The 21,754-nt window shown below is 46.7% G+C and carries 17 protein-coding genes; 4 read left to right on the top strand and 13 right to left on the bottom strand.

What is annotated here, in order from left to right; genetic code table 11:
- Nucleotides 1–5 precede the first annotated feature (5 nt).
- From AAC052_RS16365 to mnmA, 13 genes are all read right to left on the bottom strand, one after another.
- The gene (locus tag AAC052_RS16365) at nucleotides 6–1,193 is read right to left on the bottom strand and encodes a hypothetical protein (RefSeq protein ID WP_339814638.1); all 1,188 of its coding nucleotides are present in this window, start codon (nucleotides 1,191–1,193) and stop codon (nucleotides 6–8) included.
- Between the two features lie 86 nt (nucleotides 1,194–1,279).
- Nucleotides 1,280–3,832 (bottom strand): DNA gyrase subunit A, encoded by a 2,553-nt coding sequence (gene gyrA, locus AAC052_RS16360; protein ID WP_339814636.1) that lies wholly within the window; start codon nucleotides 3,830–3,832, stop codon nucleotides 1,280–1,282.
- A 100-nt stretch (nucleotides 3,833–3,932) separates the two neighbouring features.
- Complete coding sequence (locus AAC052_RS16355) at nucleotides 3,933–5,054, bottom strand: hypothetical protein (RefSeq protein ID WP_339814634.1); 1,122 nt, start codon at nucleotides 5,052–5,054, stop codon at nucleotides 3,933–3,935.
- A 53-nt stretch (nucleotides 5,055–5,107) separates the two neighbouring features.
- Nucleotides 5,108–6,067, bottom strand: coding sequence for an FKBP-type peptidyl-prolyl cis-trans isomerase (locus AAC052_RS16350; RefSeq protein WP_339814633.1), 960 nt, complete (start codon nucleotides 6,065–6,067; stop codon nucleotides 5,108–5,110).
- Between the two features lie 60 nt (nucleotides 6,068–6,127).
- Nucleotides 6,128–6,742 carry a hypothetical protein gene (locus AAC052_RS16345; RefSeq protein WP_317491857.1) on the bottom strand — a complete coding sequence of 205 codons (615 nt, stop codon included), beginning with the start codon at nucleotides 6,740–6,742 and terminating at the stop codon, nucleotides 6,128–6,130.
- Nucleotides 6,743–6,863: 121 nt separating this feature from the next.
- Nucleotides 6,864–7,385: a hypothetical protein gene (locus AAC052_RS16340; protein WP_339814632.1), complete on the bottom strand. Its 522-nt coding sequence runs from the start codon at nucleotides 7,383–7,385 to the stop codon at nucleotides 6,864–6,866.
- A gap of 131 nt (nucleotides 7,386–7,516) precedes the next feature.
- On the bottom strand, nucleotides 7,517–8,926 hold the full coding sequence (locus tag AAC052_RS16335) for a hypothetical protein (RefSeq protein ID WP_339814631.1): 1,410 nt from the start codon (nucleotides 8,924–8,926) through the stop codon (nucleotides 7,517–7,519).
- A gap of 123 nt (nucleotides 8,927–9,049) precedes the next feature.
- The gene (locus AAC052_RS16330; protein WP_339814630.1) at nucleotides 9,050–9,640 is read right to left on the bottom strand and encodes a penicillin-binding protein activator LpoB; all 591 of its coding nucleotides are present in this window, start codon (nucleotides 9,638–9,640) and stop codon (nucleotides 9,050–9,052) included.
- A gap of 52 nt (nucleotides 9,641–9,692) precedes the next feature.
- Nucleotides 9,693–12,077: a TonB-dependent receptor gene (locus tag AAC052_RS16325; protein ID WP_339814627.1), complete on the bottom strand. Its 2,385-nt coding sequence runs from the start codon at nucleotides 12,075–12,077 to the stop codon at nucleotides 9,693–9,695.
- Nucleotides 12,077–12,751: a ribulose-phosphate 3-epimerase gene (gene rpe / locus AAC052_RS16320; protein WP_317491862.1), complete on the bottom strand. Its 675-nt coding sequence runs from the start codon at nucleotides 12,749–12,751 to the stop codon at nucleotides 12,077–12,079. The genes AAC052_RS16325 and rpe overlap by 1 nt, the downstream gene beginning before the upstream one ends.
- 12 nt (nucleotides 12,752–12,763) lie before the next feature.
- Nucleotides 12,764–14,419, bottom strand: coding sequence for a S8 family peptidase (locus tag AAC052_RS16315; protein WP_339814623.1), 1,656 nt, complete (start codon nucleotides 14,417–14,419; stop codon nucleotides 12,764–12,766).
- Nucleotides 14,406–15,104: a hypothetical protein gene (locus AAC052_RS16310; RefSeq protein ID WP_339814621.1), complete on the bottom strand. Its 699-nt coding sequence runs from the start codon at nucleotides 15,102–15,104 to the stop codon at nucleotides 14,406–14,408. Before AAC052_RS16310 ends, AAC052_RS16315 begins: the two co-directional genes overlap by 14 nt.
- A complete protein-coding gene (mnmA, locus tag AAC052_RS16305) occupies nucleotides 15,088–16,206 on the bottom strand; it encodes a tRNA 2-thiouridine(34) synthase MnmA (protein ID WP_339814620.1) in 1,119 nt (372 codons plus the stop codon). The genes AAC052_RS16310 and mnmA overlap by 17 nt, the downstream gene beginning before the upstream one ends.
- Nucleotides 16,207–16,430: 224 nt before the next feature.
- Between mnmA and AAC052_RS16300 the strand changes: the two genes are divergently transcribed.
- The 4 genes from AAC052_RS16300 (at nucleotide 16,431) to AAC052_RS16285 (ending at nucleotide 21,727) form a co-directional block, all read left to right on the top strand.
- Entirely contained in the window at nucleotides 16,431–17,024 is a 594-nt protein-coding gene (locus AAC052_RS16300) for a class I SAM-dependent methyltransferase (protein ID WP_339814618.1), read from the top strand.
- A gap of 11 nt (nucleotides 17,025–17,035) precedes the next feature.
- Nucleotides 17,036–17,776 (top strand): hypothetical protein, encoded by a 741-nt coding sequence (locus AAC052_RS16295; protein WP_339814616.1) that lies wholly within the window; start codon nucleotides 17,036–17,038, stop codon nucleotides 17,774–17,776.
- Nucleotides 17,777–18,091: 315 nt separating this feature from the next.
- Complete coding sequence (locus AAC052_RS16290; protein ID WP_317491868.1) at nucleotides 18,092–19,042, top strand: hypothetical protein; 951 nt, start codon at nucleotides 18,092–18,094, stop codon at nucleotides 19,040–19,042.
- A complete protein-coding gene (locus AAC052_RS16285; RefSeq protein ID WP_339814614.1) occupies nucleotides 19,043–21,727 on the top strand; it encodes a CHAT domain-containing tetratricopeptide repeat protein in 2,685 nt (894 codons plus the stop codon).
- Nucleotides 21,728–21,754: the final 27 nt, after the last annotated feature.

Genomic DNA, 21,754 nt, shown 5'->3' with positions numbered 1-21,754 from the left:
TATTATTAATTACAGCCAGCAGCGTCTTGTGCATCAGCAATTTCTTCTGCCTTCGCATTCTTCTTCAATTGAGTGTACACCGACATCAAAGGCCCCATTACAGAACAATCTTCTGGTTCAGCAACATGGGCGGCTTCAAGATAAGGCAACGACTTAGTTAACACTTTGTCACCTTCTTCCACCAGCTTACCGCCTTCTTTCTGATAGGTTTTCAAATCCATGGCTCTCGCCTTGTCGTAATATACTTTGGCTCTGTTCACCCAGATTACACCAAGGTTAAAGTTCCCAACGTAGTTTCCTGGCTCGATAGCCAACGCTTTTTCATAATTTGTCTGAGCTTTAGCAATAAGATCCTGCGTTTCAGCAGCGTTACCGTCAGCTTCAGTCTGGACACTCAAATTGTCATAAAGAACAGCCAGGTTAAGGTAAAGCGAAGCATTGTCCGGCTCCTTTTCAATAGCGCCTTTCAACTTCTCGATGGCCTCAGGGCCTTTTTTCATAGCAATCAGAATATTGATTTCCTCACGCATAAAGTCTGCATTGTCAGGGAAAGCTACTTTCGCCTTTTCCAACAAAGCAAGTGCCTTGGCATCGTTTTTCTTTTCACTTCTCTCAAGATAAACCATTGTGGAGTAGATGTCTTCGTTGGCATCACCCTGATCGATCAGTTTGTAGTACATCTTCATCGCTTCATCTGTCATCTCAGCCTGCTGCGCCGCAACACCTGCGTAAAACAACGTCAATGAGTCGGTTGGCTTGATAAGAGAGGCCTTGTAGAAGTTCTCATAGGCACCATTGTAGTCCTCTTCCCCATAAACTTCTCCACCTGTGTTCAGGAACTTGCTCCAAAAGTCTTCCACTTCGTATTCGGCAAAGTTGTAGTTTACCGAACCTTCAGACTCCATAGTCATCGCCTTTTTGAGCGCTTCAGAAGCCTCAGCAATAGCCTTGTTTGTGTCCATAAGGCCACTAACGGCTGGGTCTTCACTCGTAGCTATGGCCTTATAAATTTTTCCTTTTGTAAGAAAGGTCTTACTCTTACTGGCGTTCTTTTCAATAGTAACAGCAACATCTATCTCGGCTTTTGCGCCGGCCACATCTCCTTTATTAAGGAGGCTTTCAGCCTTCACCACATTGCCTTTCTGAGCATAACTCGCCGTGAACAAAAGCACACCAGCGAGAAGTAACAGCATGTTTTTCATAGTGATAATCTTCTTTTGCAGTTTTAGTTTATTTCCTTTGGTTGGTTCGATTGAACAAATTTACAAATCATTTAGAATTATTCGTCTTGTGGCTCGTCGTTATTAGCGTTTTCAGCATCTGACGCTTCAGGACTCGTATTTTCGCCGTCAACCTCGCCTCCTTCTTCCGTTATTTCGTCTTCCTCAATTGCCTCTATTTTCTCTACCGAAGCAATCGCATCCGTGTCGTTAAGTTTAATAAGCCTCACTCCCTGCGTATTCCGGCCCATTACTCTCAGCACCTCTACCGAAATCCTGATGGTGATGCCTGAGCGATTCACAATCATCAGGTCGTCGGTATCTACCACCTCCTTGATGGCAACAAGTGAACCAGTCTTTTCTGTGATGTTGATCGTTTTAACACCTTTTCCGCCACGCTTCGTAATACGGTAGTCTTCTATCGAAGAACGCTTTCCATAGCCTTTCTCAGAAACAACCAGAATATTCGTATCCTCCCTTGATACAGCAACCATGCCAACTACAATATCGTCGGCTCCTTCTCTGGTAACGCCTTTCACTCCAGTCGCATTCCGTCCCATCGGTCTCACATCGGATTCGTGGAAATGAATGGCCTTTCCTTTGCTCTTGGCAATCACTATGTGGTTATCGCCGTTAGTAAGGCTCACACTAAGTAACTGGTCTCCCTCCACCACATTAATGGCGTTGATACCGTTCGTTCTAGGCCTTGAATAAGCCTCAAGCGAAGTTTTCTTGATGGTACCCAATTTGGTACACATCATGATGTAGTTATTGTTGATGTAGTCCGCATCAGAAAGGTTCTTCACATTAATAACGGTTCTGACGGAATCACTCGGCTCAATATTGATAAGGTTCTGTATCGCCCTTCCTTTGGTTACCTTACCACCTTCAGGAATTTCATACACTTTCAACCAAAACACACGTCCCAGCGCTGTAAAAATCAGCAGGTAGTTGTGGGCAGTAGCTACAAAAAGGTGCTCAGGAAAATCATCGTCCTTCATGGTCACACCTCTTGCGCCAACTCCACCCCTGCCCTGTGTTCGGTACTCAACCAGTGGTGTGCGCTTGATATAGCCCTGATGTGAAATAGTAATGACCATTTCATCGTCGGCAATCATATCCTCCATGGTGAACTCATCACCAACCATTTCAATGGCCGTGCGACGCTCATCACCATATCTGTCCTTCATTTCAAGAAGTTCGTCTTTGATAATGCCCATACGAAGCTCTTCTTTCTCCAGGATTTCCTTCAACCTGTCGATCAGCGCCATTACTTCATCATACTCTTTCTGGATTTTCTCACGCTCCATGCCGGTAAGGCGCTGAAGTCTCATTTCCAGAATGGCCTTGGCTTGTATCTCGCTCAGGCCAAACTTCTCCATCAGTCCCGTTTTCGCTGTATCAGGATCCCTTGATGAGCGAATCAGGTTGATCACTTCGTCCAGGTTATCTAAAGCGATCAGGTAGCCCAGCAAGATATGGGCACGCTTTTCGGCTTCATCCAGCTCAAACTGGGTCCTGCGGATCACCACCTCATGTCTGTGCTCTACAAAATACTGAATCAGGTCCTTCAGGTTGAGCGTTTGCGGACGTCCTTTAACAAGGGCCACATTGTTTACGCCAAATGAGGTCTGAAGCTGCGTATATTTATACAGTTTGTTGAGTACGATATTGGCCACCGCATCTCTTTTTAATTCATAAACGATCCTGAAGCCGTCCCTGTCCGATTCGTCACGGATGTCAGATATGCCTTCTATCTTCTTTTCGTTTACCAGTGCGGCAGTCTTTTCAATCATCGAGGCCTTGTTGACCTGATAAGGAATTTCCGTAACGATGATCTGCTCCCTGCCCGACGGCATTGCTTCGATTTCAGCTTTGGCACGCATCACCACTCTGCCCCGGCCGGTTTCAAGCGCCGCCCTTACGCCAGAGTAGCCATATATGATGCCCCCGGTTGGAAAATCAGGCGCCTTTACATATTTAATCAGCTCCTCAACGGTAATTTCTTTGTTGTCGATATAGGCAATCGTGCCGTCTACCACCTCACTCAGGTTGTGAGGGGCCATGTTAGTAGCCATACCTACGGCAATACCGCTGCTTCCATTCACCAGCAGGTTAGGAAACTTGCCTGGGAGCACTGTAGGTTCTTCCAGTGAGTCGTCAAAATTGGGCTGAAAATCAACCGTATTCTTGTTGATATCGGCAAGCAGTTCTTCAGCAATTCTTTTCAATCGGGCTTCCGTGTAACGCATGGCTGCCGGTGAATCACCATCGACACTACCAAAGTTGCCTTGACCATCGACCAGCGGATAACGCAATGACCAATCCTGAGCCATACGTACCATGGTATCGTACACCGAGGAGTCACCATGAGGGTGGTACTTACCCAGTACCTCACCTACTATTCTCGCCGACTTCTTATATGCCTTGTTATAGTTCACACCGAGATCAAGCATGCCGAAAAGCACCCTTCTATGAACCGGTTTCAGACCATCCCTAACGTCGGGAAGTGCCCTGGAAATAATCACCGACATGGAGTAGTCGATGTAGGCACCCCGCATTTCATCTTCAATATTAATTGGGATGATATTTGACTTGTCTTCTTCTGCCATAAATTATGTTCAAACGCTCCAAAAAAACAGAGCGCAAGTTAGTTAAAATTATTGTTGACGACTAAAAAAAATGCAATGGATAAGTGATCAATTTCACGACCTAATAGGGCTCAATTTTATTGCGGTTTTTCCACTTGTAGCGGAAGAGTTTCCTATGGTTTTGACCCATTTTCGGGTTCTGATGTTTTGTGATGGGTTGGCCCCTTACAATTTCATTGTTGCCATTGTGCGCATGCTTCAGCTGTATGGCGCAGGAGGGCAATGGGCAACGGCGGATATCCGGAATATTGATAGAAACACCAGCTTGGATAAAGAAGGTTTGTTGCTTGTGTGGAATAGCAATACCGGCTTCTGTCAGGTTGGTGTTGAATGTGTGGTAGTCGAAAGAAGGCTTCACAATGACCCTGAAATACTCAGAAAGGTTCTTTTCAATTGAAATCCCCAAATTAAAGAAGGCCCCTCGTTGTATCACAGCATAGTCATAAATGGGCTGCTCTCCTTTTATTTTTCCTCCACCACGCAAAACGCCTATTTGCGCTTCACCGGCAAAAGAATAGCTCCAGAAGTCATAAAATTTATAGCCAACCGTTGCAAAATACCTTTGAAAGAAGACCGGAGACACCTCCGGTTCAAAAGGCCGGATCGTTTCTTTGAAAGTAATTGGCTTAAAAGAGGTGAAATATTGCCTTTCAAATGTTGCCCCCGCCCCTGCTCTAAAATTCAGATAGTTGAAATGTACAACCACCCCTATAGGGATACTATGCGACAATGACCTAAACTTAAGCGGCATGGTGTCGGTGGCCATACTGAATTCTCTCCTTAACTCCGGGTTAAACACAGGTTCGTCCAAAGGCCTGTATGGCACTTCAAAATAATTGGTGAGGTCGAGCGTGTCTCCGTAGGTGCTTCTGTTGAACCAGTTGCTGTTGCCAGCTATTACTCCGGTTGGGGCTGGCTCCCCCTCAACAATAGGAACGATGATTTGATTACTTTGTGACTGGTAGAAATAAACATTATTGAGCTCATGGCTGTACATGACCAAGCCATAACCAGTCGTTCCTGTGATGGAAAACTGATTGAGCATCACCCTCACAGGGTTTCTGTAAAGGTCGCTCGATTTTCGGCGTGGTGGAGGTACAAATCCAGGTTTTTGCCCAAGCGCAGTCTCGGCGCAAAGTATCCATACACCAAAAAGAATAAAAATAAGCTTAAATAACTTCAACCTGTTTAATTTTCCAGCCTTGAAATTAATCAATTTTTAGGAAAAAGCCCCAACTATTGATATTCAACTACAGTTACCTCAAAGATTAATGGCGTGTAGGGTGGGATAACTGCCCCGTAGTCAGGAATAATCTGCTTTTCGATCAGTACGTCCTGAAAACCAGCGCTGTGCGGCACGGTCTGCACACTCGCTCCATAAGCCATTTCAGACGGAATGAGCAACTGTGCTTCCTCGCCAAGCCGCATATTGTTCAGCCCTGCTTCCAAACCTGTAATGACTTCATCGGCCCCCATATTCACTTCAAAACCGGATTCGCTGCCGAAAGAGTCACCGCTAAAGAATTTACCGGTCCAATTAATTGCTATAGTGCCACTCGAGGGCACCTCGGCAGCTTGTTTATCTCTTTTTGTCTTGATAATAGAAAGCCCGGAAATGAGATTGATAACCGTATCAGGATTATTACTGATTTCAAAATCGCTGATGTAGTTGTTAATCAACTGTAGCTCTTTTTGTCTGATCTGATTGATGCTTTCCTCAGCCACTACTTCTATTTCAATAATGGCAATAGAATTAGCAGGCAGTTCGCCAGATACCTCCAGGGTTCCGTAAGCTTTATGAGAAGGAAATATAAAAACGTAGCTATCACCAGTGGCAAGTATCTGCAGTGCTTCGTCCAGACCAGGCGGATAAATTGTTTTGGTGTTTCTCTGAGCCTTAATGGGCTCGCCATTACCGGCCGTGTGGGAGGCCACAACAACACCGTCTATGTTTTTTACTGTGTAGTAAAACGAAATAATATTAGAGGAATTGGGAAGTGAGTTTCCTTCTACCACAGGAAAATAATAGAAATCCTGATCCGACTTTGTGGCGCTGTCTATCTCATTTTCCGCTAAATAGTTCTGAATGGCCAAATCCTGCTCTTCAGGAAGTGGTAGCGGCTCATCCTTGTCCTTGCAGCCTGCTAGTCCCGTTAACAGCCATACTCCTGCCGCCAACACACAAAGTTTATTCATGGAAATCTTTCTTACACTAACGAATCACTATCAGAAATAGTACCAACAATTCACAGACCGTTAACCCTTTACCTTGAATGTCTGACAAAACTGCTGAAAAACAGGAATCCTGTGCAAGTCAAGCTTCTGACCAATATCCAGAAGTCGCTCGTAATCGGTTTTATTCATAGACCGTCTCTGAATAATGTGCTCGTCGTCCTGAAGGAAAAAAGAGGAGATAAACCGAATGAGTATATACGGCGTGTTCAGCACAGTCCTTTTGTATTCGTCGTAATTATTGTCAACAACAGCAGCCTCTTTTGTCTTTAGCTTGTCGATATCGAAAGAGCTACTCATCGCAATTTTGAGCACATCAAAAAATTTCTCCTCCCACTTAGTGTAGTTGTCGAGCAAAAATTTCATGGCATACACAGTGGGATCCTTTTTGAGAAAATAGCCGCCTTTTGACGCTTTCCTGGCCTTTTTATTCAACGCCAGCTCTTCAAAAAGACTCACGCTCCCATTGGCCAGGGCCACCCCCACCGTCGGGGCCAGCATGATAAGCCCGAAGAAGTCATGATCACCGATCTCAAGGTAAGGCGCATCGGTTCTTATAAAGTCCTTTTTTAGCTTTTGGGTGGCTTCAAGGATGGCAGGAATCTCCATCATTGTTTCAATTTCGAATTCTGTCAACATGAGGTTAGGCGGATATTAAGTGATCCTTTAAATATAGCACTTACTAATTATAATTTACCAGTTGATTTTTAGTAAGCATAAAAAAAGGGCTGATAACAGCCCTTAGATTCCTTATGTTTGGTTAGTTACTTCCGCCGTCGTCGGTTTCGCTATCGCCTTCGTCAGTACTTTGCATGCTGGCGAGTAGCTCGTCGTATTTTGTCTTAAGCTCAGCATCGCTTTTCATTGCGTTCCTGACCTTGTTATACAACGCAGCACCTAAATCATCTTTTATCAGGTTCGGATATACTTCCTTAAACTCAGCCACCATATTATCATACTCGTCAAGAATTCCCTGATAAGCCGCTTTCTCCTCGTCTGTGGCATTAATTTCAGCTAGCTTTGCGTCGTCACCCCAGGCCTTCTTCAATTCCAGAAACCTTCGCCCTTCATCCATCAGCTCATTGTTCTTGATGACCTCATTGTATCGAACCTGCAGGTCTTCCTTCATTGAATCAATTTTATTCATCACAGTAGCATACTGCGTAAGCTCTTCATCTGTTACAGCCTCTGCGTCTTGTGCAAAAGAGCTTTGAAGGGAAAGGCTAGCTAAAAAAGCTAACATCAATATAAACTTCGCTTTCTTCGTCATCGCTTTGAACATTGTATTTATTGGTTTTTGTTAAAACTATATTTTTCTCCAACCTCCAAAAAACGGAAATCTAACTTAAATACCAACTCCTAAAGGTATTTATACCCTTATAGGACTATGAATGGCGAATGGATTGCGCTAAACTACCAGGTGCGGTAAGGATTGGCGGTAGGTATGTCTTCCAACGACTGAAAAACATGAAAGACGGTCTTCCCTTTGCGGATGTCGAAAGTAAACTCCTGCTGTTGTTTCTTACCAGTTGCGGAAGCCAGGTTCAGTTGCACTTTTTGCTCTCCTTCCGGCAAAGACACTCTCGAATAATAGATGGTATGTGGAATCGTTTGCCAGTTCCTAGTATCGGCCTTTTCAGTCAGTGCATTAAAAAGCCCTATGGCAGCACCAAGGTCCTGGTTCTCGCCTCTCACCTGATATTCCGCAGCCTTTTTTAATGCTACCCGCAAAAGCGACTTGCCAAACTCGGCCAGCATGCGTTCCTGCAAGCATTTAAACGCAATTGCATTAACGTCCTCGGCGGCTTCCAGGTCATACTTTTTTCCATTGGCTGACAACGTGGCACTGTTGAATAGCACCGGGCGTTCCACGTACGTGGGAAAAGCAACCCTGAAGAATTCGAGTGCTGCGAGGCCCTGCTTCTTATCGTCTTCATTGCTATCCAGGAAAAAAGGGAAGTTAAAACCGTAGTCGCTGTTAGCAAATGTAACCAAACCACCCTGTCCATGAATGACGGAAAAGTTGATCGACCATTCTGCCTTCACTGGCCCAAGCCCATTGTTCCAAAAGAAAATAAGCTCTCCTCCATTCTTTGGCGAGGGCGTAAACTTTCTGCCAAAAGCTTCCTCGTAGCGGCGCACCTCATCACTAAACCCGTTAAGGTAGGCTGTTCTCAAAAGATCCTCTTTCAGTTGATCGGGGGCGCTCATGCCAAACAATTTCTTGTAGTCGCCTTCGTAAGTTTCATAGGCGTTTCTATAAGCCACGAAAGCGTTGTTAACATCGCCCGACGCCTCATAGATAATGCCCATCAGGTTGTTCACAAACGCATCCTTCTTGTATTTATCCGGATTTTTATATTTGTCAGAAAGTGTCCCCAGCCGGATATTTAACCTGCGGCACTCCACCAATGCGGATTCATAGTCGCCTAGCTTCAAATAGTTGATAGCCTTATAATACAGCAGCAGCAAATGTTCGTGATCTTCCCCTTTGTACTCTGTCATTGTCGGGTTGGTGAGCAACGAGGCTGCTTCATTGAGGTAGTTTACCCGATAGTCTTCACCAAATATATAGGCCTGTTCAAAGGCTTCATTGCTAATTTCGTAGTTACCGAGCAGCGACTGCACAATACCCTGGTTCAAAAAATACAGGAACCTGGCCTTTCCTTCGGCGGCCTTTTTGTTCTTTTCCAACACCCTTGCCGCCTGCTCCAGGTCACCAGACTCGAAACTCTGGTTGAACTCATAGTTCATTTGGTAATAGGTTGCACAGGAAGCCAGCAGCAGGCCGCTAAGCAATAAGATTTTAATCGAAAAGCGCACAGATATTGTTTTTGAAGAGCTTTTTTGAGACTGAGCAGCAAGCAACCGGTAGTGTAGAGATTTGCTCGCCAGTTACCGGATGCTCGTTACCTTATTCTATTTTGGTACTTGAATAGCGTCAGATTAGTTCCTTATGAACTTCTTGATCTCCTTGTCTCCTATCCAGACCTTCTCATTGGTTTGAAGGTTAGCAAGCTCAAGGTCAACTTTGTACAGCACCACTTTTTCTTTGCTGTAAGAGTCTACAATGGAATTGATCGTACCAAACAGCATAAAGTCTGCTCCTAGTTCAGCACCCCATTTCTTTTGGGTTTCCGGCGAAGCAAATTCCTGCTGATCAGCCCTTTCTTCACGCATTTTCTCACGGAAAACAGAATTTTGCACGACTCTCACCATGCCTGAGTTGATAAACTCTCTTTCGATGTCCTTGATAAAAGTCTCAGATTCAATATGCTCGTGGCTTTTGTTGGTAACCAAGCCAACGATCACCACTGGTTTGGCATTTTTTGCTCTGCTAAAGTCTTCTCTCCATGGGCGATTGAGCACATCACGGATCATCTCCTCTGCCACGAGCTTGGAGTCGGTGTCGTTCCAGCGCCCACTAAGGTCAATTTGCTGATCGGGGCTTACCCTGGTAACCGTGCGTTGCGAACAACCGGCGGCGATGAATAAAACGGCCAAAGAAAAAACAGAAGCTTTAACTATTGATTGCATTCTCATAATTGTTTTTTTGTCTTGTATCACTTATAAAAATAGGCAGAATACCTCAGAATCTACCTGAAAGCTTCACATTCAAAAACCTTGCCGATAATGAATTGGGTACGGCAAATTGTTGATTGAAGACGTCTTTGACCCAGGTGTAGGAAATGGTGTTCTCTGCACCAAGCAAATTAAGGATCTCAGCGGTCAGCCAGATCGACTTCAGACCTCCAAATATTTTTCCTTCGTTCTTTTTCGAAAACACCTTTGTGAAACCAACATCAACCCTGTAATACTCATCTCCCTTGAAAAAGTTGCGATAAGTCGGATTATTTGGCGCACTAAAGGGTAACCCGCTGCCATAGAGCGCACTGACGTAAATTCTAACACTTGGATCGTTGGGCAAATAATCCTGAAAGAAGATGCCCAATGTGACCCTTTGATCGGATGGCCTGCGAATAAAGCCGAGAGTGTCTCCTTCTATGTCCTCAATGGTTCGAAGCAAACCGAGGCTAAACCATGACTCTGTGCCCGGAATAAACTCGCCGTTTACTCTGAAATCAACACCATAAGCCCACCCCCTGGCCAGGTTGTCGCCAAAGTAACGGAGACGCACATTGTCGATGTCGTAAGGAACCAGGCGATCCAGGTATTTGACGTAGGCCTCTGAAAAGAAAACAAAGTTCCTTCCATTCATTTGAAATGCAAAGTCCATTCCCGCCAGGGCATGGTACGACACCTGGGCTTTCAGGTCCCGGTTGATGACGCCCTGCCTGTTGCGCATTTCCCGGTAAAAAGGCGGCTGCTGATAAACGCCTCCTGCAACTTTAAAGGCAGTTTTACGTGACCAGGCGGGTGTAAACACATATTGCATTCTCGGGCTCACCAGCAGTTGGCCATTGACCGTCCAGTAGGCCGTGCGAACACCAGCATTCAGAATGTGAATAGAATCTCTGGAAAAAACTGTGTGCTGCAAATAGCCAGTCAGGTGGTAACCATCAACCAGGTTTTCGGCCCAAATCCTGTCGGTGGTGCTGGCATAACCGGAAGAGTCTTGAAAAATGTATTCGTTCAGCACATCTTCTATTCTTTCCTTTCTGGCTCCAAGGCCAGCTTCGGTTAGCTGGTGATCGTTCCAGCGGGCTGAAAACCGGCTTTCTGTATTCAATAGCGTTGCCTGGAGCTTATTGCGGCCGTAGTGATAGTTGCTGCCAACGCCAAGAACAACCACGCAATCCTTGAATTCATCACTGGTGGGGTCGTTGTTCACATCGCAGAGCCTATACGCTCCTTCCACTTCAAAGTATTCTCTCTCAGCAGTATAAACACCTGAAGCAATCACGTCCAGGTTGAATTTATCCTCCCACGTGTTCGTCCATTTCACACCGGTTTGATAAATGTCGTAGTCAAGCACCTCTTTGCCATCGAAGGCCGCCACCATACGGAACGACCTGCCGAACGTACCGAATTCGACTTCCTGCGATTCTGGCTTTGTGAAGTACCTGTTTTGGGCATAGGAGGCAAGAATCGAGATCTTTTGTCTGTGTGCCTCGGTCTGCTGACCTAACTTAACAGAAACAAGAGACTGGAAGTCGGCGAACCGAGGCAAGTATTGGCCCTTCACTGAAATCGTGTTGAGCAAATACCTGGAATTTTTGTAACGAACCCCCGCTGTATAGTTTACCCTGTCGTTTTTGCTAACACCTTCCACATGTGCTGAGCCACCTAATAGCCCCAGATTGACAGATCCAGCCTGTTCAACAGGGTTTTTGTAGCCTACATTAAGCACGGATGAAAGCTTATCTCCGTATTTCGACTGCCAGCCACCGGATGAGAAGGTAATTCCCGACACCATGTCGAGGTTGACAAAACCCAGCCCCTCCTGCTGACCTGCCCTCACCAAAAAGGGCCTGTACACCGGAATATCATTCACGTATACAAGGTTTTCATCGAAGTTACCACCTCGTACAGAGTAAGCTGAAGACAACTCATTGCTGGCCACGACACCCGGTAGTGTGGCCAGTATCCTGGAAATATCTGCCGTGGCCGCAGGGAAATTTGCCAGTTCCTTACTTGTCACACGAAATTCGCCAGCCCTTGCAGGGCCCAGCTCTCTTTTGCCTACCACAGTTACCTGAGCCAGAAGCGTTTTGTCTTCATTCAACGTGGCCTGAATAACCAAACTATCGCCCGCAGCAAGGGACACAGGTTTTTGAACTGCCTTATAGCCTACGAAGCTTATTTCAAGTTGATAATTGCCCGGCTCAAGGCACAATAAAAAAGTGCCGTCCGTATCGGCATTGGTACCTTTGGTAAGCGATGGAACGGAAATGGTGGCGCCTTGTAACGGAACATTCTGGGCGTCGAGCACTATACCCTGGATGCAGGCTTGTTGTGCCAAGGTGGCAAAAGAAAAAGCTAAAAAAGTAATGGTAAGTAAGCTCCTGCGCATCAAACGAATTTTTCCTCGCTGTTCACAGTTTTGAGTCGTGCGATTGTTTCCAGTGGATCAGATGCACTGAAAACGAAGTTGCCAGCCACCAGAATGTCTGCTCCTGCCTGACAAAGCGCCCTGGCATTGTTCATGTTTACACCACCATCTATCTCGATCATGGTATGCGTGCCGGCATTGAGAACCATCTCTTTGGCATCTCTCACTTTTTGGAAAGTTCGTTCGATGAACTTCTGTCCTCCAAAGCCGGGGTTCACCGACATTAGCAAGATAATATCGGTCAGCTCCATGATATCTTTCAGCACATTTACGGGGGTATGCGGGTTGAGCGCCACACCTGCCTTGCAGCCCAGCTCACGAATTTCCTGCAGCACCCTGTGAAGGTTTGGGCAGGCTTCATGATGCACAGAAATCACCTCAGCGCCGGTCTCTACGCACTGTTTGAAATAACGAGAGGGCTGCTCAATCATTAAATGAAAGTCCAGGGGTTTTTTCGTGTGCTTATTGATGGCCGCCGTTACCGGAAACCCGAAAGAGATATTGGGAACAAAAGTGCCATCCATGATGTCAATATGCAGCCAGTCGGCCTTGCTGCTATTGAGCATTTCCACATCTCGTTGAAGGTTACCGAAGTCGGAGGCAAGTATGGAAGGGGCAATAAGTGGAAAGTTCATGGATAGGTTTTCTTAGTATCTAAGCAGTTTTACCTGCTTCTCAAATGTGCTTGACGACAACCGTAAAAAATAAACTCCGGGAGTTGTGCCCGAAAATTCAAATATAACAACGTCGTTGATATCGTAGCTATTGTATTCTTTTTGGGCAATCATCTTCCCATTGGCATCGAACATCTGTACGGAAAGCCCGTTGACAGCCAGTTCATTATTGATTTTTATACTCAGCCTGTTCTCTGTAAACGGATTGGGATAAACCTTCACCTTGTCATTGATCACATCATCCACTGAGAGAATTTTCCCACCCGTTGCTTTGATAAAATCAGGGATGCCATAGCCAAACAAAGTATCAGGTTTAGTTGACCTGCTGCCTGAGTTCAGAATGTCGTTAAAAAGCTCTTCTCTTGTTTTTTCTGGTTCCGCCTGAATGAGTCCGGCCACAAAGCCAGCGACCATAGGCGCCGAATAACTGGTGCCATTAGCAGTGATGAGTGAGCCACTCTCGGCCCCCACAGTAGCGAAAACCCCAAGCGCCACGACGTCAGGCTTGATGCGCCCATCGGCCGTGGGACCGATCGAGCTGAAGTTTGCTAGTTTACCGCTATTATCCACCGCACCTACGGACAGCACTTTGGGACTGTCGGCTGGGGCCGTGGCCTTTTTCCAGCTGTTGCTGCCCTCATTGCCTACGCTGGCTACTACAAAAATGCCCTTATCGGCGGCCAGGTTGGCGGCCTGCGTAATGATGGCCGTTTTGCCGTCCATTTGCGCCTTTGTGTAGTTCATTTGCGAATCGCTGAACACATTATAGCCAACCGAGGTATGAATGATGTCAGCGCCGAGGCTATCGGCCTTTTCAGCGCCAAAAAGCCAGTTGTATTCCTCGATCCGGTATTCGCTTTTCACGTCTTCCGTAACAAAAAGGGCGAAATCCGCTGCAGGTGCGGTACCCAAAATCAATGTAGTGTCTTTGCCCTCGACCTGGATCATTTTGGCTCCAATGGTAGAAAACACCCTGGTGCCGTGGTCATCGAAGGTATACACCTGATGCCCGTTGGTAACAAAATCGTAAGTCTGTATTATTCGGTTACTACTACGAACGTCTTCAAAAAACGGAACGGCATCAACGCCACCAAAGCCTCCGTCGAATATGGCAATCAGCACGCCTTGCCCGTAGAAACCCTGGCGGTGCATGTGCTGAATCGAGAGAAGGCTGTTTTGAAAATCGGTGGTGGCGAGTACCCTGCCTGTAGCACTTTTGCTTTTGAAACGACCGTTGGCTGTTTCGCCTTTGGTAAGCCTTGCCCCCGGCGCCACCAGCTCCACTCGTGAAACAAATGGGAGTGCATCGACAGTCAGCACCTTGTTGATGTTGCATTGGATCAAGGCCAGGTTCATCCATTTGGAGGTATGGTACACTTCAACGCCGGTTGCTGCCAGTTGATCGAGGTAAGTCTGACTAACCGGCAAATCAGTCTCATCTATTGCAACTCCCTCTTTCTCCCGTCTTAAAATTGCCTTTTCTGAAAGAAAATCTTCGGGCCTGTCAACGGAGTAGGTTCCACCTGATTTGTCCGTAAATTGAACAATATACCGGTTGACCTGAGCTTTCAGTGAAAGCCCGGACAGTAGTAAAATCAAAATAGTCAGAGCTCCTCTACTCTTTACCATGCGCAACAAGTTCCATGTATAATTTTCGGCCAGAATCTATGATCTTCTGACCAAAGCACTCCTCTGTGCTGCAGTAATTTAGCTGAATAAATTCTTTTTTCACCAATCCAATCTCCTTCGCAAAGTACTCTCTGCGCACATCCTGGAAAACGATAGTGTCAAGCACTTCTCTCTGAAGGATTGTTAGCGTGTTTTCGAACGTGGTATCACCCACTTCAAGGGCCAGCCCAAGCCCACTCACCTGATAGGTTTCTTCCCCCCTGTTGTTCAGCGCATTACCGTTCCACTCTTTGCCTTCAGCCAATGGAAAAGTAAGCTTGATAAACGGCACATTATTTTCAATGCGAACCGCCTGGGAAGTAGAAAGCCTTGCCGTCCAAACGGAGTCAAGCTGCCAGTCAACTTCGGCTGATTCCCGGCTAAACCGCTCCAGCCTGTAGCTCAGGCTGCCCGACAGATCAGTGAAGGTATCGGCCACCACTTCCCTGAGAAAGTAATGCGACGGCATGGAGTCGAGCAGGTTGTAAGTGGTAAGGTCGACCTCATATTCCCAGTAAAGGCCCTTTTCCATCGGGAAAAAGTCGGCACCCAACCGGGAGGTGTCGGGCACAATGGTTTCTTCCTGACAGCCCATTGAAGCGATCAGGAGAACCCATAGTGTCGGTATATTAAACAGCCTTGGCATGTTGTCTGAAACTTGACTGGATCCAGCCACCACCTATTACGTCGTCGCCTTCGTAGAACACCGCTGCCTGCCCCGGGGCAATTGCATTGACTCCGTTGCCGAAGAACACCTTCATGGTGTCGCCTACCTGCTCGATGACGGCAGGCGCACCGTCGTCGTTGTAGCGCACTTTGGTAATGGTATCCAAACGCTGGCCGGTAAGGTCAGTGTATTTCATCATGTTGAGGCCTTTCACGTACATGCCATCTCTGGAAAGTTCGTCAAAGGTGCCTAGCACGACCCTGTTTTTATCCTTTTGAATCTCGGTCACATAAACCGGATAGCCCAAAGTAATGCCCAGGCCTTTCCTTTGCCCGATGGTGTAGAAAGGATAGCCCTTGTGCTTGCCCAGAACAGTGCCGTCTTCCAATACAAACTCACCACCGTCGACTTGTTCCTCAAGGCCTTCCACCCTTCTTTTTAGAAACCCACGGTAGTCATTGTCAGGGATAAAGCAGATTTCGTATGACTCAGATTTGTTCACAAGGTCTATAAAACCCCTTTCGCTAGCCATCTCCCTTATTTCAGGCTTGCGCAGGTGGCCAAGTGGGAACATTGTGCGGCTCAGACTCTCCTGCCCCACTCCCCACAAAGCATATGACTGGTCTTTGTTTTCGTCCTTTCCTTTGGAAATAATATAGCGATCATTCTCCTGCCTCACCTTTGCATAATGACCCGTGGCGATAAACTGGCAGTCCAGCTTGTCTGCACGTCGCAGCAGCGCCTCCCATTTGATATGGGTGTTGCACAACACACATGGATTGGGTGTGCGACCTGCCAGGTATTCGGTGGTGAAATTGTCGATCACGTAGTCGCCAAACTCACTTCGGATGTCCAGGATATAGTGGGGAAAACCCAGATTGACGGCAATATTCCTTGCGTCGTTGATAGAATCAAGGCTGCAACAGCCTGTTTCCTTTTTGGAGCTGCCTGCGGACGCATAGTCCCAGGTTTTCATTGTCATTCCGATGACTTCATAGCCTTGCTCATGAAGCATCACGGCTACCAGGGAGCTGTCAATACCACCGCTCATGGCCACCAGTACTCTTCCGTGTTTACTCATTAAGTGTGTCTTTCGCCAGGTTCAAAGCCTGACTTTTACATCGATTAAGCCTCTGAGGACGTCCCTCAAAAAGACGAAGCGAACGGAAATGGTTCGCTTGTGGTGCAAAATTACGATAAGTTTTTGGGAAAAACTTTATGTTCCACGCTCTGCATCGTTTTTAATAAATTAGTTACTTCACATTTCTCACTTCACCAGGCAGATTTTCTGAAACAACGGCTTATATGGATCCAAAGGTTTTAGGCGCAAAATATGATAAAATCGCCCAATGGTGGCACGACGGGCACCTAGCCTCCAACTACGGCGTGGATCAAATCAAAAGGGCGATTAGCTATTGTTCCAACAAAACAACCGCTCTCGATGTCGGCTGCGGCAGTGGCGGAAGAATAACGAAAGAGCTGCTTGCCAGTGGCTTTAGTATAACCGGGTTAGATGTGTCGAGCCAAATGATTGAAATTGCAAGGGCCAATCACCCGGAGGTTAATTTCCTTAACGAAGACATTTGTACATGGCAGCCACCAGCAAAATTCGACTTTATTGTTGCCTGGGACAGCATATTTCACCTGCCGTTCAAATCACAGGCGCCCGTAGTTTCCAAACTTTGTGGCATGCTGAATAGCGATGGCATACTCATCTATTCATTTGGCAACGACTACGGCGAGCACGAAAACCAATGGAGAAATGACACTTTCTACTACAGCACAATCGGTATCACTGAAAACCTTCGGGTGATCGCAGAAAACAATTGCCAATGTGTGCACCTGGAGTTGGATCAATATCCCGAGAAACACGTTTACGTGATTGCTCAAAGAACCTGAATCCATTCACAATGAAGCCCTTAAAAGACATCATCACCCAAATTGAACTCCACTCGATTGAAGGAATCAAAAAGTGCTTTCAAGAAGGAGCCAGCCCTAACGACCTTTTCCGGGATGAACCCCTCATCTACGAGCTCACAAGCGAATATACCCGAAGTCCCTGGTTCAAAGCATGCGTGCAGGCCTTTGTTGATGCCGGGCTGGTCTTCGAAGACAAGGCATTACTGGCTGTTCTGCTCGATGATGCCGAGACACTTGCCAGTGAGGTAGCGACCCAACCTGCATTGATTTCTAAAAAGTATAGTCTGAGGTGTGCCTATACGCCCCTTTTTGAAGCCACACTTCTTCATGTCTGCGCCGAGTTCAATCATGTGGCATGCGCTGGTGTGCTGGTTGAGAATGGCGCTGACGTCAATGCTAAAGCCGGCGTTGATAAGCATGGCTTTGGCGGACAGACGCCCATATTCCACACGGTGAATCAGAACAATAACCAATCCGCTGAGATGCTCGACTTTTGTCTTGAAAACGGTGCCGATTTGAATATTACCTTGCAGGGCATCATCTGGGGAAAAGGCTACCCCTGGGAAACACTTATTCCTTCGGTCAATCCGATCAGCTATGCGATGATGGGCCTCCTTCCCCAAATGCACCGAGACGAAACCACCACATCGGCTACCGTGACCCGGCTGCTCCAAAGGGCTTATGGCATCGACTACAAACCGGAAAATGTGCCCAACGCTTATTTGAGGTAGTGAGTGGGTAATACTGACAAAACTATTCAGACGGCCTTGCAATCGGCTGGCCTCCTTCTGTATCAAATTAGCTGATTACCTGCCTTATCACACCAATGAACGGTAGTTCTCTCATTAACAGGTGGTCAGCACTTCAGTACCAATATTCAATCCTTCAAACCAGGTCATTTAGTCTTCTGAACATTATCGCTGACAATTTTTCTTTTAGAAGATAAAGGCAAAAGGCTTATCTTTGAATTTTGGTCATTCCATTAGCACGGACATTTTTTTTCACTTAGTTTACTCAACCAATTCGTAGACATAACTTCTCGTTCTATGAGATACATACTTCTATTTTTTGCGCTGATCATCACCAGCTTTTCCTACTCCCAGGGGTGCAGCGATGCCGGGTTTTGCACCATGGGTGCCATGAAACCAGACCAGGGCTATAATCGACGCATCCAGGTAAAACTCAGGTCGATTGAGTTCACTCACTACGTGGGACTGACACGGTTCAAGGACGTGGTGTACAACTATGTGGCCGATGTGAATGTAGGCCTCAATAGCAAAACCACGGTTCAGTTGAAGGTGCCTTACGTTTTCGTCGACGGCGCCCTGGCCAACACAAAGGGCATCGGCGATCTTAGTCTCGCCCTTACCCGCAACCTCATTACAAGAGAAGCATTTCAGATAAATGCCACGGTTGGATCAAAGATTCCGACGGGAGACTCTAATATTAAGAACACCGAGGGGCAATCTCTGCCTATGTACAACCAGACCGGACTTGGCACCTACGACGCTGTGGCGGGCATCTCTTTTATTACTTCAAAATGGCTGCTGGCAACAGGTATTCAACGCCCTTTCGGACAAATCAACAGCACCTTTCTATGGAGCGACTGGATAGGCGATCCGTTGGAAAAAAAGGCGTTAGAGTACACACAGGCAAGGTCGCTTGTGAGAGGCACTGACATCATGTTCAGGGTAGAGCGCAACTTCAGGTTCACGAACTTCAACTTCAGCACTGGTCTTCTGCCTATCTACAGACTTAATAAAGATGTAATTAACATTCCGGTACTGGAAGGCGACCAGGTAGTTGGCTATAAAGACAAAATCATTGATGGCTCGGAGGGCCTGGCGCTGACACTCCTGATAAGCGGTGGCTATCAATTCAACACCAGACTTGGCCTCAAAATGATCAATGGTTTCCGGTTGGTAAAGCGACACACCAATCCAGATGGACTGTCGAGAGAGTATGTAAACAATGTTTCATTGATTTATAAATTCTAAATGAAACTAAGCAACCAATTATTCTGGCTTTTTCTGTTTATTAATATTACTGCCCAGGCACAAGAAGCTTTGATGGAGCAGGCAGAAAACGAGCAAATCAACGCTAACTACTCAGCGGCCTACGATCATTTCGAACAAGCCGCTGCCAGTTTTTTCAAAGCCAACCAAAATGAAAAGGCTGCACTTTGCCAACTCCGGATGGCCGAATGCCAGCTGGCCCTGGGCGAGCCACAGTGGGCTCAGGCCATAGTTCAGAGCAACGAGCTGGCGGAGATTATTAAAGGGTCTGGCAACCTCAGGGCCATCTCCCTGAATATCCTCGGCGATATTTACCTTAGATCCGGAAGAAATGACCTGGCGCTCGAAGAACTTCTTAAGGCGGAAAAGTTACTGCCTGCCAATAGCCTTGAACAAGCAAAATGTTACAACGACCTGGGCGTGGTGTACTGGAACAACGGTAACCGGGAGCTGGCCCTGCAATACCACGAAAAGGCACTAAGCATTCGCCAATCGGCGGGCGCAGGCAAGGCGGTGTTGCTTGCAGACTCCTACAACAACATCGGGCTTATTTATTTGCAAGACCTCCCCGCCTTTGCTGTCGACTATTTTAACAAGGCCCTGGCTATTTACAAGGACAATCTTGGTGAAAACCACCCCAAAGTAGCCAGCGGATATAGCAACCTGGCGTTCGCCACCGCTAATCAGGGAAGTTACGACAAGGCGATAACTTACCTTGACCAGGTCATGAATATTTGGAATGCCACCTACACAGGCGACCACCCCAACAAGGCCTTTACCACCAGCAACAAGGGGCGGTTGACCGAAATGAAGGGATCGCTTGAAGAAGCACTGGCATTCCAGAGAGTTGCGCTGCAAATGTACCAAAACCTTTATGGAGAAAAGCATCCGGAAATAGCCAACACCTATTTTCTCATAGGATCCATTTACCAAAAACAGAATAAGTTTGAGCTGGCAGTAGAGAGCTTTCAAAAGTCTATTTATGCGAATCTCTACTCCCAGAATTATCAGACCATTTACGACCTGCCTGAGCTGAGAGACTACTATAACGCCGACATTCTTCTTTCCTCGCTGCAATCAAAGGCCAAGAACATGGAGGCGCTGCATTTTGAAAAAACACTGAAGCTACGGGACATTGACGGGGCACTTGCTGCCTACGTTGCCTGTGATGAATTAATCACAAGCATTCGCCAGATTCGTTTAAATGAGGCTGACAAGCTCCGACTTGGTGCTGTTGCCTATGAAGTGTATGAAAATGGCATTAGTACTGCACTCTACCTGAGCGAGCGAACATTTAAGAAGAAGTACTACCAAAAGCTGGCTTTCAATTTCTGTGAAAGAAGCAAGTCAGCTGTGCTTCTCGACGCCATCAACGACGCCAAAGCCAAGCACTTTGCCGGTATCCCAGATGAGGAGCTGGCGCTGGAAGACAGCCTGAAGGACCAGATCATTTTCATCGAACAAAAGTTGGCAGGAGGCAAACTTTCGGCTGAAAAAGAAGAAGAGCTTGAGGCTGAGCTTTTCGCCTTTGAATCTGCCCTGAGAAGCTTTATTGAAAAGCTGGAAGATCAGTACCCGGAATACTTCAAGCTCAAATACAGCAATACCCTGGCCTCAGTTGAAACATTGCAACCACTTTTGAGTGAGAATCAAGGCATCCTCTCCTATTTCATAGGTGAAGAGAATGTATATGTCTTTCTCGTCACAAGCAACCGGCTTAATGCCACCACAATCAAGAAAGACGCTAATTTCGCCAGGAACATTGTTGGGTTGAGGAACGCCATTAAGTACAGGCAGCAGGAGGTGTTCCAAAAAGCTTCCGAAGCATTGTACAAGCAGCTCATACCCAAACTACCTGGCTCTATCAGTTCGCTTGTCGTACTCCCCGATGGTCCGATTAGCGCTGTACCATTCGAGTCGTTGGTAACCGGTCGTGACAAGGACGGCACCATCAACTACCTCATTAGTGAAAAAGTCATTTCGTATGACTACTCTGCCACACTTCTTGCTGAACGAATCGCCAGTAAGTCATCCAGCACCGGGAAGGGCATTTTATTATCAGCGCCGCTTTCCTTCGAAAAGAATGAAGTGGTCATGCAGACACTGCCAGACACGGAAAAAGAAGTGAAGGAGATCAAGTATCTATTTACCGGATCCGACCAGGAGGCAAACCTAATGTTGAGTGCTTCCGCTTCGGAGAGCTTCATTAAATCGGATCAACTGGGACAGTACAAATTTTTGCATTTTGCCACCCACGGCATGGTGAATGAGGCCAAGCCAGAGCTTTCGAGGATTTTCCTCTCGCCAGGAAATGATGAAGACGGCAGCCTTTATTCCGGAGAGATCTACAGCCTCGGTATCAATGCCGATTTGGTCAATCTTTCGGCTTGCGAAACAGGTCTCGGCAAAGTTACCCGTGGTGAGGGCATCATTGGCTTGAGCAGGGCACTGATGTACGCCGGAGCCAAAAACCTGATCGTTTCATTGTGGCAGGTAGCCGATGCTTCGACAGCATCGCTGATGATTGAGTTTTATAAACAACACCTCTATCATTCTGACAATAACCTGTTTGCTGACGACCTCCGAAAGGCAAAATTAAGCCTGCTCAACTCTGAAAATTACCAGGATCCGTACTACTGGGCCCCGTTTATTTTGGTAGGTTTGTGACAATAGCAGCAGTTATTTTGTTCCAAT

It is taken from the genome of uncultured Imperialibacter sp. (assembly GCF_963974565.1).
GTDB classification, from domain to species: domain Bacteria; phylum Bacteroidota; class Bacteroidia; order Cytophagales; family Cyclobacteriaceae; genus Imperialibacter; species Imperialibacter roseus.
The sequence above is the reverse complement of the archived record's forward strand: the minus strand, read 5'-3'. Positions and strand labels throughout refer to the sequence as shown.